Annotated in this window: 11 protein-coding genes; 8 read left to right on the top strand and 3 right to left on the bottom strand. The window is 72.7% G+C overall.

Annotation, left to right across the window (positions count from 1 at the left end; all coding sequences use genetic code 11):
* Nucleotides 1-46: 46 nt before the first annotated feature.
* A complete protein-coding gene (locus OG286_RS12190; protein WP_396324238.1) occupies nucleotides 47-1,138 on the bottom strand; it encodes an amidohydrolase family protein in 1,092 nt (363 codons plus the stop codon).
* Between the two features lie 95 nt (nucleotides 1,139-1,233).
* Between OG286_RS12190 and OG286_RS12195 the strand changes: the two genes are divergently transcribed.
* A complete protein-coding gene (locus OG286_RS12195) occupies nucleotides 1,234-2,355 on the top strand; it encodes a pyridoxal-phosphate-dependent aminotransferase family protein (RefSeq protein WP_396324239.1) in 1,122 nt (373 codons plus the stop codon).
* A gap of 55 nt (nucleotides 2,356-2,410) precedes the next feature.
* Here OG286_RS12195 and OG286_RS12200 read toward each other — a convergent pair whose 3' ends face one another.
* Nucleotides 2,411-4,051 carry an APC family permease gene (locus OG286_RS12200; protein WP_396324240.1) on the bottom strand — a complete coding sequence of 547 codons (1,641 nt, stop codon included), beginning with the start codon at nucleotides 4,049-4,051 and terminating at the stop codon, nucleotides 2,411-2,413.
* Between the two features lie 253 nt (nucleotides 4,052-4,304).
* On the opposite strand from OG286_RS12200, the gene OG286_RS12205 reads away from it, so the two are divergent.
* On the top strand, nucleotides 4,305-5,885 hold the full coding sequence (locus tag OG286_RS12205) for a phosphonate degradation HD-domain oxygenase (RefSeq protein ID WP_405365214.1): 1,581 nt from the start codon (nucleotides 4,305-4,307) through the stop codon (nucleotides 5,883-5,885).
* 94 nt (nucleotides 5,886-5,979) lie between these two features.
* Here OG286_RS12205 and OG286_RS12210 read toward each other — a convergent pair whose 3' ends face one another.
* Complete coding sequence (locus OG286_RS12210) at nucleotides 5,980-6,795, bottom strand: GntR family transcriptional regulator (protein ID WP_396324253.1); 816 nt, start codon at nucleotides 6,793-6,795, stop codon at nucleotides 5,980-5,982.
* 331 nt (nucleotides 6,796-7,126) lie between these two features.
* Between OG286_RS12210 and OG286_RS12215 the strand changes: the two genes are divergently transcribed.
* The 6 genes from OG286_RS12215 to OG286_RS12240 are packed head-to-tail and all read left to right on the top strand — an operon-like array spanning nucleotide 7,127 to nucleotide 12,275.
* The gene (locus OG286_RS12215) at nucleotides 7,127-8,299 is read left to right on the top strand and encodes an ABC transporter substrate-binding protein (protein ID WP_396324242.1); all 1,173 of its coding nucleotides are present in this window, start codon (nucleotides 7,127-7,129) and stop codon (nucleotides 8,297-8,299) included.
* A gap of 37 nt (nucleotides 8,300-8,336) precedes the next feature.
* The gene (locus OG286_RS12220; RefSeq protein WP_396324243.1) at nucleotides 8,337-9,296 is read left to right on the top strand and encodes an ABC transporter permease; all 960 of its coding nucleotides are present in this window, start codon (nucleotides 8,337-8,339) and stop codon (nucleotides 9,294-9,296) included.
* Nucleotides 9,284-10,132: an ABC transporter permease gene (locus tag OG286_RS12225; RefSeq protein ID WP_396324244.1), complete on the top strand. Its 849-nt coding sequence runs from the start codon at nucleotides 9,284-9,286 to the stop codon at nucleotides 10,130-10,132. Before OG286_RS12220 ends, OG286_RS12225 begins: the two co-directional genes overlap by 13 nt.
* A 20-nt stretch (nucleotides 10,133-10,152) precedes the next feature.
* Nucleotides 10,153-11,238, top strand: a complete 1,086-nt coding sequence (locus OG286_RS12230) for an ABC transporter ATP-binding protein (RefSeq protein ID WP_396324245.1) — start codon at nucleotides 10,153-10,155, stop codon at nucleotides 11,236-11,238.
* Nucleotides 11,239-11,273: 35 nt separating this feature from the next.
* Complete coding sequence (locus OG286_RS12235) at nucleotides 11,274-11,948, top strand: HAD family hydrolase (RefSeq protein WP_396324246.1); 675 nt, start codon at nucleotides 11,274-11,276, stop codon at nucleotides 11,946-11,948.
* A gap of 6 nt (nucleotides 11,949-11,954) precedes the next feature.
* On the top strand, nucleotides 11,955-12,275 hold the full coding sequence (locus tag OG286_RS12240; protein WP_396324247.1) for a DMT family transporter: 321 nt from the start codon (nucleotides 11,955-11,957) through the stop codon (nucleotides 12,273-12,275).
* The last annotated feature ends 10 nt before the right edge of the window (nucleotides 12,276-12,285 follow it).

A 12,285-nucleotide genomic window follows, 5' to 3' on the forward strand; every position in this document is an offset into this window, starting at 1 on the left:
ACCGCCCCGGCAGCCCACCCCGCCGACCGCCCCGGCCGCCGCACGATCACCCCACCCGCCGCCCGCGCAGCACCACGAGCCGCGGGTCCGCGAGCACCCGGACGTCGGTACGGGGGTCCTCGTCGTAGACCACGAAGTCGGCCGGAGCGCCCTCCTCCAGGCCCGGCCGGCCCAGCCACCGCCGCGCGCCCCAACTGGCCGCCGACAGCGCCTCGGCCGGGGTCAGCCCGGCCTTCACCAGCTCGGCCACCTCGTCCGCGACCAGGCCGTGGGCGAGCGAGCCGCCCGCGTCCGTGCCGACGAAGACCGGGATGCCCGCGTCGTGCGCGGCGCCCACGGTGGCGTAGCGGCGCTCGTGCAGCCGGCGCATGTGCGCGGACCAGGCCGGGAACTTGCTCTCACCGCCGGCCGCCAGGGCCGGGAAGGTGGCGATGTTGACCAGGGTCGGGACGATCGCGACGCCGCGCTCGGCGAAGACCGGGATCAGCTCCTCGGTCAGCCCGGTGGCGTGCTCGACGCAGTCGATTCCGGCCGCCAGCAGGTCCGGCAGAGACTCAGCGGCGAAGCAGTGTGCCGTCACCCGCGCGCCCTCCTCGTGCGCCGCCGCGATCGCCTCGGCCAGCGCGTCGCCCGGCCAGCAGGCGGCGAGGTCGCCGCGCTCGCGGTCGATCCAGTCGCCGACCAGCTTCACCCAGCCGTCGCCGCGCCGGGCCTCGGCCCGGACGTAGGCGGCGAGGTCACCGGGCTCGATCTCGTGCGCGTAGTTGCGGATGTAGCGGCGGGTGCGGGCGATGTGACGGCCGGCCCGGATGATCCGGGGCAGGTCCTCGCGGTCGTCGATCCAGCGGGTGTCGGCGGCCGAGCCGGCGTCGCGGATCAGCAGGGTGCCGGCGTCACGGTCGGTGACCGCCTGTTTCTCGCTGGTGGCGGCGTCGACGGCGCCGTGCGCGTCCAGGCCGACGTGGCAGTGCGCGTCCACCAGGCCGGGCAGCACCCAGCCGGCCACCGTCCGGACGTCGGCGGCGCCGGACGGACGCGTGAACGCCACCTTGCCGTCCACCACCCAGAGTTCGTCCCGGACGTCCTCCGGACCGACCAGCACCCGGCCCCTGACGTGCAGCACCGCAGCATCGCTCATGGCCCGCACTCTACCGACGGGAGTGCTCCGTGTAAGCAGCGAAGATGCGGCAGACTCATTCCCGCCCGAACGACCCCGCTCCAGAAAGGCCGGCTGTGAACGCGCGAAGCGAGATCACCATCGAGAGGCACCCCTTCCTCGACCTGCCCCCGCTCGGCGCCGCCGACTTCGCGGCCATCGAGGACCAGGTGGCCGCGCTGCTGCACACCACCGCCGACGTGATCGTGACCCAGGGTGAGGCGCTGCTGCCGCTGGAGGCGGCGATCCGGGGCGCCGCGCACCCGGGCTCCACCGCGCTGAACATCGTCACCGGCCCGTACGGGCAGACCTTCGGCAACTGGCTCCGCGACTGCGGGGCGACGGTCGTCGACCTCGCCGTCCCGTTCGACAGCGCGGTCACCGCCGGACAGGTCGCCGAGGCACTGGACGCCGACCCGGCGATCGACTTCGTCTCCCTCGTCCACGCCGAGGCCGCCACCGGCAACACCAATCCGGTCGCCGAGATCGCCGCCGTGGTCCGCGAGCACGGCGCGCTGCTGATGCTCGACGCCGTCGCCTCCGTGGCCGCCGAACCGCTGCTCACCGACGCCTGGGGCGTCGACCTGTGCGTGATCGGCGGCCAGAAGGCGATGGGCGGCCCGGCCGGGGTCTCGGCCGTCTCGGTCTCCGCGCGCGCCTGGGAGCGGATCGCCGCCAACCCGGCCGCCCCGCGCCGCTCCTACCTCTCCCTGCTGGACTGGAAGGAGCGCTGGACGGACGCCGGGCGCGCCGTACTCCCGCACGCCCCGGCCCAGTTGGAGATGCTGGCGCTCGGCGCCTGCCTGGACCGGATCAGCGCGGACGGCCTGCCCGCCGTGATCGCCCGCCACCGCGCCGCCTCCGCCGCCACCCGCGCCGGCGTGCGCGCGCTCGGCACGCTCAGCCCGTTCGTCCCCGAGGACGCCCACGCCGCCCCGGTCGCCACCACCCTGCGCACCCCGGACGGCCTGCACGCGGGCGAGCTCACCGCCGAGCTGCTCCGCCTCGACCCCGCGCTCCCCGTCCAGCCGGGCGGCGGCGCCCTGGCCGCCTCGATGCTCCGCGTGAACCACTACGGGCCGGCGGCCTCCCTGGAGACCGTCCGGGGCTGCCTGTCCGCCCTCGCCACGGCGACCGGCGCGAACGCCTCGCCGGCCCTGGCGGCGGCCGAAGCCGCCTGGACCGCGACCGCCGGTTAGGGCCCCAGGAACGTCGAGCGGCCCCGTTCACACGGGGGCCGCTCCGCATCTCCGCTCAGTGCCCGCCGGCGTCCACCACCTCGACGCCGCGGATGTTCCGTTCGATCTCCTCCACCGGCAGGGCGACCGCCAGGGCCCAGTAGTAGATCACCAGGGAGAACACCACCACCACGAGCATGTCCCACCAGAGCGGCAGATTGCCCAGGGAGCCCTCGCCGAAGGACCCCTGCCAGGAGGTCACGCCCATGCCGACCAGGTAGACCGGCAGCCACTGCCCCGCCTTGAAGTCCATCCGGGGCGCGTTCGGCACGCCCTTCCACACCGCGTACGCGGAGTAGCCGCCGAGCAGCACGTAACCGATCAGGATCGCCAGGCCCAGCCGCCACAGGGTGTCCCAGCCGGCCCAGTAGATGATCAGACTCGCCACCGTGAAGGCGAGCGGCGAAATGATCGTGCCGCCGGGCAGGTGGTACGAACGCTCCAGTGTCGGCAGCCGCTTGCGCAGCACCCCGAAGGCCAGCGGCGCGCCCGCGTACATCAGCACGACGGCGGACGTGATGAAGCCGACCAGCCGCTGCCAGCTCGGGAAGGGCAGGAAGCAGAGCACACCGGCGACCCACGCGACGATCAGGCCCAGCCACGGCACGGAGCGCTTGTCGGTGAACTGCAGGGTCTGCGGCGCGTAGCCGTTGCGGCTCAGGCCGTACGTCACCCGCGAGCTGGAGGTGATGTAGACCAGCCCGGTGCCGGCCGGCGAGATGATCGCGTCGATGAAGAGGATGGTGGCCAGCCAGCCGAGGCCGATCAGCGTCGCGAGGCCGGCGAACGGACCGCTGATGCCGGGGTAGTCGAGCGCCGTCCAGCCGCCGGCGAAGGTCTCCGGCGGCAGCGCCCCGATGAACACCACCTGGAGCATGACGTAGATGACCGTGCCGATCACCACCGACCCGAGGACGGCCCGCGGGATGTCCCGGCGGGGGTTGCGGCTCTCGCCCGCCCACTGGATGGCCTGCTCGAAGCCGAGCAGCGCGAAGATCACCCCGCTGGTGCTGATCGCCGCGAGCACACCCTTGGAACCGTCCGGCGCGAACCCGTGGACGGTGAAGTTGGAGCCGTGGAACTCCGTGATCCCGAGGACGAAGATCACCAGGATCGGGACCGCCACCTTCCACACGGTGGCCACGCTGTTGGTGTGCGCGAGGAGCCGTACACCGAGGAAGTTGATCGCCACGAAGACGCCGAGCAGGGCAGCCGCGACGAAGAACCCTTCGGTGGTCAGCGTCTGGTTCGGGTTCAGCATTCCGTCCGCCCAGGACCAGTGCTGGGCGTAGTTGATCATCGCCTGGACCTCGATCGGCGCGATCGTCGCGGCCTGCAGCCAGGTGAACCAGCCGAACGACATCCCCGCGAAGCCGCCGAACGCGTAGTGCGGATACCGCGCCGTACCGCCCGCCACCGGGAACAATCCGCCCAGCTCGGCGTGGACCAGCGCCAGGAGGACGATCGCCACCGCCCCGATCCCCCACGAGATGAGTGCCGCCGGCCCCGCCGCCACCGCCGCCTTCTCCGCTCCGAACAGCCAGCCGGAGCCGATGATCGCCCCGACCGAGGCCCAGAGCAGCCCGATCATGCCGACTTCGCGCTTCAGTCCGGTGTGCCCCGAAGCAACCGGGGCCTCGGTACTGGGGTGAGCCATGGGACGGCCGCCTCTCACGTGGGGGGAATCCACCCCGACAGTGCCGCAGCACCGGCAGATCCTCCGCGCCGCAACGCGCTGCCGCCCGCTCCCGTCACCCGAACGGCCATGCCGCACGCGGGGGCCACGCCTCGGGGCTCTTGTTCCCGAGGGGTTCACCGTCCCGACACCCCGTTCTCACCGGGGCCCGGCAGGCTCCTGGTCGTGAAGTTGGCTATACAACTTCATGTGAACGCCGCCGAGGAGGAGACCCATGTCCGATCTGCCGCCGTACTGGCTGCGCGACAACTGCCCCTGCGCCGACTGCCGGGACCAGCGCAACGGGCAGAAGCTGTTCCAGATCACCGACCTGCCCGACGACCTCGCCGTCGCCGCGCAGACCGAGCTCGACGGGCACCTGGAGGTGCTCTGGTCGGACGGGCACCGGTCGCGGTACCCGCTGGAGTGGCTCGGCGCGGAGCAGGAGGGGGACGGCCGGACGGAGGCGGAAAAGCGCCTCTGGGTGGCGGCGGACTTCGCCGGCGGCCTCCCCGAGGCCGACTGGACGGCCTACCTCGCCGACCCGGCCGAGCGGGCGGCGGTGCTGGGCGCCGTCCGGCGCAGCGGCTTCGCGGTGCTGCGCGGGGTGCCGGCCGTCGAGCGGCAGGTGCTCGCGGTGGCCGGGACCTTCGGGTACGTACGGGTCACCAACTACGGCGAGCTGTTCGACGTCCGGGTCGAGCCCGACCCCAACAACCTCGCCTTCACCAGCGTCGCGATCGCCCCGCACAGCGACAACCCCTACCGGGACCCGGTACCCACCCTCCAGCTGCTGCACTGCCTGGAGAACTCCGCGACCGGCGGGGACTCCGGCCTGGTGGACGGGTTCAAGGCCGCGGCGATCCTGCGCGAGGAGGCGCCGGAGGACTTCGCCGTCCTCACCCGCACCCCCGTCCCGTTCGTCTTCCGCGACCGCTCCACCGAACTGCGCGCCGACCGGCCGCTGATCGAGGTGGACGCGCTGGGCCGGATCCGCGAGGTGCGGTTCAACAACCGCTCGATCGGCACCCTGCGCGGCGACGCCGCCGAGCTGGAGGCGTTCTACGCCGCGTACCGCCGGTTCGCCGCGATCACCCTGCGGCCGCAGCTCCGCCTGGAGTTCCGGCTGGACCGGGGCGACTGCCTGATCTTCGACAACGTCCGTCTGCTGCATGCCCGGACCGCCTTCGAGCAGGACGGCTCGCGCCACCTCCAGGGCTGCTACGCCGACCTCGACTCCCTGGCGTCCGCCCTCGCCGTGCTGCACCGGCGCGCCGCCGCACTGGACGCCATCGGCGAGCTGTTCGCCGGCGAGGGCGCCGGGGAGTACCTGGGTGAGGCGGTCACCATGGCCGAGCACATGCTCCAGGCCGGCGCTCTCGCGCAGGCGGCCGGGGCCGCGCCGCACCTGGTCGCGGCCGCGCTGCTGCACGACGTGGGGCACTTCCAGGGGGCGCTGCACGGGCGCGACCTGATGCAGGGGCAGGACAACCGGCACAGCGACACGGGGGCGGACTGGCTGGCCCGGTGGTTCGGGCCGGAGGTCACCGAGCCGGTCCGGCTGCACGTGGCCGCCAAGCGCTACCTGTGCGCGGTCGAGCCGGGCTACCGGGAGCGGCTCTCCGAGGCCTCCGAGTACACCCTCCGGGTGCAGGGCGGCCCGATGGACGAGGCGCAGGCCGCCGCGTTCGCCGCCCTGCCGGGCGCCGAGGACGCCGTCGCGGTGCGCCGCTGGGACGAGCAGGCCAAGGAGGCGGACGCCGCGACCCCGGGCTTCGGGCACTTCCGGCCGCTGCTGGCGTCCCTGATGCGCTGAGGCGCGCCGCGGGCGGCCCGGCCGGCACCGGCCACGGGTGGAGCGGGACGTCGGACCGGCCGGCCTCCCGCTCCACCCGCTCCCGGGCCGCAGGTCAGTCGCTCTCCCGGGCGTGCCGCGAAAGCGCCGACGTGGCCAGCGAGTTGTGCACACTGAACGCCACCGTGCCCGGCAGGTAGCGGTCCTGGGACCACTCCACCGGGGTGCCGGTCGGGTCGGTGGTCCGGCGCCGCTCGCGCAGCAGCGGGCCGCCGCGGCGGCAGCCGAGCAGTCTGGCGTCCTCCGCGTTGGCGGCGACGACGTCGATGGTGTGGTCGGCGTCGGTGAACAGGATGCCGTGCTCGCGCAGGACTTCGGTGTGCGAGACCACGTCGGCCGGCAGCTGGGCGACGATCTCGCCGACCCTCGGCGGGTAGATCGTCCGCTCCACCATCACCGGCGTGCCGGAGAGGGTGCGCAGCCGGACGGTCACGTACACCTCGGAGCCCGGCTCCAGCCGCAGTTGCTCGCGCTCGGCGGCGTCGGCCGGGCGGCGGACCAGCGAGTCCAGGATGCCGCCGGGCTCCTCGCCCATCGAGTACGCCCAGTGCGTGAAGCTGAGCAGCTCGGAGAAGCTCTGCACCCGGGCGGTGCCGAGCACCACCCGCCGGGTGCCGCGCCGGGAGGTGACCAGCCCGTCCGAGCGGAGCACGGCCAGCGCCTGGCGGACGGTGCCGCGCGAGACGCCGTACTGCTCCGCCAGCGCGCCCTCGGCAGGCAGCCGGCCGGCCTCGCCGTACCTGCCGGTGGTGATCGCCTCGCGCAGGTCGGCGGCCACCTTGCGATAGAGCGCTCCGGTGGCGCGGTCCTGGCCGGCCGGCGCGGGCGCGGAGGCAGCGGGGGCCTCGGGGCGTTCGGGCTCCAGTGCCACGTCAGTCAAAGTCCCTCCTGGGGCGGTGTCCTGCGCAGCCGTACCGGCGCGGACAGCCCGACCATATCCCGCTGCGCCTTCGAAGCATCGCATCCGGTTGATCACTCCCCGATGGCCTGATTCGACCGTTCCCACAGCCGACTCCGGTTCTGGGCCATGCGTTCACCTTCCCGTCACCGGGCTCCGGCGTACTTACCCCCGTCAGCGAAGTTGGCTAGTCAACTCGGACGGTTTCGAACAGCCGGCCCAGGGACCAGAAGAGCCCCTCGCGCGACCCGATCCCCCGATCTCGACATCTCTCGCAGTACGCCCCCGATCAGGAGACTGACCCGTGACCGTGCACCGTGCCCGCGCCGCCGCCCTCGCGGCCGTACTGACCGCCGCCGCGCTCTCCCTCACCGCCTGCGGCTCCGCCGGTTCGTCCACCGCGAAGTCCGGCGACGCCGCCAAGGCCGGCGCCAAGGACGCCAAGGACGCCGCTTCGGCCGCCGACCTCGGCGGCATCGACGCCCTCGTCGCCGCGGCCAAGAAGGAGGGCAAGCTGCACGTCATCACGCTGCCCAAGGACTGGGCCAACTACGGCAAGATCATGGACTCTTTCAAGGCCAAGTACGGCATCGAGATCGAGGACGAGAACCCGGACGGCTCCAGCCAGGACGAGATCAACGCGATCACCTCCCGCAAGGGCCAGGACCGTGCCCCCGACGTGGTCGACCTGGGCAGCGCCTTCGCGCTCCAGGCGGTCAAGGACGGCCTGCTCGCCCCCTACAAGGTGGCCACCTTCGACAAGGTGCCGGACACCATGAAGGACGCGAACGGCGCCGCCGTCAACGACTACGGCGGCTACGTCTCCATCGGCTGCGACGCCAAGAAGATCGCCAACTGTCCGAAGACCTTCACCGACCTGCTCAAGCCCGAGTACAAGGGCCAGGTCGCGCTGAACGGCAACCCGACCAAGTCCGGCTCGGCCTTCGGCGGCGTCTACGCGGCCGCGCTCGCCAACGGCGGTTCGCTGGACAACATCCAGCCCGGCATCGACTTCTTCGGCAAGCTGAAGCAGTCCGGCAACTTCAACCCGGTCGAGTCGACCCCGGCCACCATCGAGAAGGGCGAGACCCCGATCTCGATCGACTGGTCCTACCTGAACGCGGGCTACACCGACGAGTTCAAGGACAAGGGCGTCGACTGGAAGGTCTCCGTCCCCAGCGACGGCAGCTACGCCCAGTTCTACAACCAGGGCATCAACAAGTGGGCGCCGCACCCGGCCGCCGCCCGCCTGTGGCAGGAGTACCTGTTCAGCGCCGAGGGACAGAACCTCTTCCTCGGCGGCTACGCCACCCCGGCCACCTTCGACGCCCTGAAGAAGGACGGCACCCTGGACGCCGCGGCCGCCGCCAAGCTGCCCACCGTCGAGAAGCCGTTCACCACCTTCCCGACCCAGGACCAGATCACGGCCGCCAAGAAGGTCGTGACCGAGAACTGGACCAAGGCCATCGCGGGCTGACACCCGGCCGCAGCGACCCGAACGGGCTGATCCACCTATGACCACGGCTCCCACCCCGGTGCCGACCACCCCCGCCGCCACCGACCTCGGTGGCGGCGCGGGGGCGTCCGCCACCGCCACGACCACCACCCCCGGCCGGCGCGCCCGCCGGCGCCCCCGCGGCGGCGCCTGGCTCGCCACCGTGCCGCTCTTCCTGTTCTTCCTCGTCGGCTTCGGCCTGCCCGCCGTCGCCATCGTGATCGGCGCCTTCACCACCTCCACCGACGCGGAGGGCGGTGGCGGCCAGTTCACCTTCGACAACATCACCGCCTCCGTCCAGGGCGCCTACCGGACGGCGATGGTCAGCAGCCTCGAGCTGTCCGCGCTCACCGCGCTGCTCGCCACCCTGATCGGCCTGCCGATCGCCCAGGCCGTGGTGACCTCCCGTAACGGCTGGCTGCGCCAGGCCGTGCTGACCGCCTCCGGCGTGCTCGCCAACTTCGGCGGCCTGCCTCTCGCCTTCGCGTTCGTCGCCACCCTCGGCAACGCGGGAGAGGTCACCAAGCTGCTCCACCTGACCGACCACGGCTGGTCGCTCTACTCCTTCACCGGCCTGACCATCGTCTACCTGTACTTCCTCATCCCGCTGATGGTGCTCACCATCACCCCGGCCCTGGACGGCCTGCGGGTGCAGTGGCGCGAGGCCGCCCACAACAACCGGGCCACCACCGTGCAGTACTGGCGCCACGTCGCACTGCCGATCCTGCTGCCCTCGCTGCTCGGCGGCTTCGTGCTGCTCTTCGGCAGCGCCTTCGCCGCGTACGCAACCGCCGCCGCCATGGTCGGCGCGACCGTGCCGCTGGTCAGCCGTTCGATCGCGGACGCGCTCTCCGGCAACGTGCTGGTCGGCCAGGGCAACCTCGCGCTCGCCCTCAGCCTCAACATGATCGTGGTGGCCGTCCTGGTGATGGCCGTGTACCTCCCCCTCCAGCGCCGGAGTGCCCGATGGCTCAGCTGACCTCCGCCCGTACCAAGTCACCGCGCCGCCCGGTGCGTTGGTGGCGCGGCGCCGTCCTGCTGCTCGCCGGTGTCTACTTCGTCGTGCCGCTGGCCGCCGCCGGGTACTTCTCGGTCGACGACCCGAAGGGCTTCTCCTTCGAGGCGTACACCGGCCTGCTGGGCGCCCCCGGCTTCCTGGACAGCCTCTGGCTCACCCTCGAACTGGCCGTCGTCACCGTCCTGGTGCTGCTGCTCCTGCTGGTGCCGGCGCTGATCGCCGTCCGGCTCGGCGTGCCGAAGCTGCGCCCGGTGATCGACGTGCTCTGCACCCTGCCGCTGGTCGTCCCGCCGGTCGCGCTGACCGCCGGCCTGATCGGCGTGCTCCGCTGGGGCCCGGACTACCTGACGGACACGCCGTTCTTCCAGACCTTCGTGTTCGTCCAGGACCCGGACTTCCCGCTGGTCCTGGTCATCGCCTACGTGCTGATGTCGCTCCCGCTCGCCTACCGGGCACTGGACGCGGGCCTGCGCGCCGTGGACGTGCGCACCCTGGTCGAGGCCGCCCGCAACTGCGGCGCGAGCTGGCCGCGCGCGGTGTTCACCGTGGTGCTGCCCAACCTGCGCGGCGCGCTGCTGAACGCCTCCTTCCTGACCCTGGCGCTGGTACTCGGCGAGTTCACCGCCGCCTCGATCCTGGGCTACCAGCCCTTCCCGGTGTGGATCTACTCGGTCGGCAACAGCCAGGCCCACATGTCGGTCGCGGTCTCCATCCTGAGCCTGCTGATCACCTGGCTGCTGCTGCTCCTGCTGGCCACCGTCGGCCGCGAGCGCCGGCACAAGACCACCACCTCCTGAAACCCCCGGAGTTACCCACCATGACCACGGTTACCGCCCCGCCCACCGGCGTCCCCCTCGCACCCGGCAGCGCGACCGTCGAATTCCGCACGCTGCGCCGCTCGTTCGGCGCCACCACCGCGCTGGACGGCCTCGACCTGACCGTCCACCCGGGTGAGCTCCTCGCCCTGCTCGGCCCCTCCGGCTGCGGCAAGACCACCGCGCTGCGCATCCTGGCCGGCTTCGAGCAGCACGACTCCGGCCAGGTGCTGGTGGACGGCCGGGACATCACCGCGATCCCCGCCCACAAGCGCGACGCGGGCATGGTGTTCCAGTCGTACAGCCTCTTCCCGCACCTCACCGCCGCCGACAACGTCGCCTTCGGGATGCGCATGCGCGGCACCGGCAAGGCCGAACGGCGGCGCCGTGCACAGGAGTTGCTCGAACTCGTAGGCCTGCCGCTGCACGCCGACCGCTACCCGCACCAGATGTCCGGCGGCCAGCAGCAGCGCATCGCGCTCGCCCGGGCCCTGGCGTTGCAGCCGCGCGTGCTGCTGCTCGACGAGCCGCTCTCCGCACTGGACGCCAAGGTCCGCCTGTCGCTGCGCGAGGAGATCCGCCGTCTCCAGCAGGAGTTGGGGATCACCACCCTGTTCGTCACCCACGACCAGGAGGAGGCGCTCTCGATGGCCGACCGGGTCGCGGTACTGCGCGCCGGCCGCCTGGAGCAGTGCGCCACCCCGTCCGAGCTGTATGCCCGCCCGGCCACCGCCTTCGTCGCCGAGTTCGTCGGCACCATGAGCCGCATCCCGTGCGTCCGGAGCGGGGACGGCGTCGAGGTGCTCGGCCGCCGGCACGCGGTGGACGGTGCCGCGCCCGCCGACGGTTCGCTGGACGTGCTGGTCCGCCCCGAGAACGTGCTGCTGGCCCCTTCCGTGGCCGGCCCCGCCCTCGTGGTCTCCGCCTCGTTCCTGGGCGCCGTCACCCGGCTCACCGTCCGCCTCGACGACGGCACCGACGTCAAGGCCGACCTGCCGACCGAGGCCGCCGCCGCCCTGCCGATCGGCTCGCGCGCCGCGCTCACCCTGCCGGAGCGGCCGGTCCTGGTGGACCGCCGTACCGTCTGAAGCACCATCTCCTAGGAACCACCGAAGGTACCGCCATGCCTGCATCCGCCCTGCCCGCCGCCGTCCTCTTCGACATGGACGGCACCCTGGTCGACACCGAACACCTCTGGTGGGAGGCCGCCGCCGAACTCGCCGACGAGCTGCACCACTCACTCACCGACCAGGACGCCCCCGAGGTGCTCGGCCAGGCCGTCGAGCACACCGCCGCCCACCTGCACAAGGTCAGCGGCACAACGCTGAGCGAGGCCGAACTCGCCGACCGCCTCGGCGAGTCCTTCGCCGGCAAGGTGGCCGCTTCCACTGTCCCGCGGCCGGGCGCCCTGGCCCTGCTCGCCGAGCTACGGGACGCCCAGGTGCCCACCGCGCTCGTCTCCGCCTCGCCGCGCCGGGTGGTCGACCTGGTGCTGGGCACCATCGGCCGCGACTGGTTCGCCGTGACGCTGGCCGCCGAGGACACCCCGCGTACCAAGCCCGCGCCCGACCCCTACCTCGCCGCCGCCGAACGGCTCGGCCTGGACCCGGCGGTCTGCGTCGCCGTCGAGGACACCCCGACCGGCGTCGCCTCGGCGGCCGCCGCGGGCTGCGCGGTCCTCGCCGTGCCGTCCAGCAACGTGGCGATCCCCGACGGCTCCCGGATCACCCTGCTGGACAGTCTGGTCCGCGCCGACCTCGCCCTGCTCGGGAAGCTCGGCGCCGAGCCGGCGGTTTGACCGGCCATGGCCTATCTTCTGCTCGCCCTCGCCATCGTCAGTGAGGTCTGCGCCACCAGCGCCCTCAAACTCACCGAGGGATTCAGCCGCCTGTGGCCGAGCATCGGCGTCGCCGTCGGCTACGTGCTCTCCTTCGCGCTCCTGGGCAGGGCGCTGAAGCACATCCCGGTGTCGGTCGCGTACGCGGTGTGGTCGGGCGCGGGGACGGCCGCCGTGGCGGGCATAGGTGTCGTCGCCTTCGGCGAGTCCCTGGGCCGGCTGCAGTGGCTGGGCCTGGCCCTGATCATCGTCGGCGTGGTGGTGCTCAACCTGAGGGGCAGCCACTGAGCCGCGCCGG

Origin of the sequence: Kitasatospora sp. NBC_00039 (assembly GCF_045160625.1) — a bacterium.
Taxonomy (GTDB): domain Bacteria; phylum Actinomycetota; class Actinomycetes; order Streptomycetales; family Streptomycetaceae; genus Kitasatospora.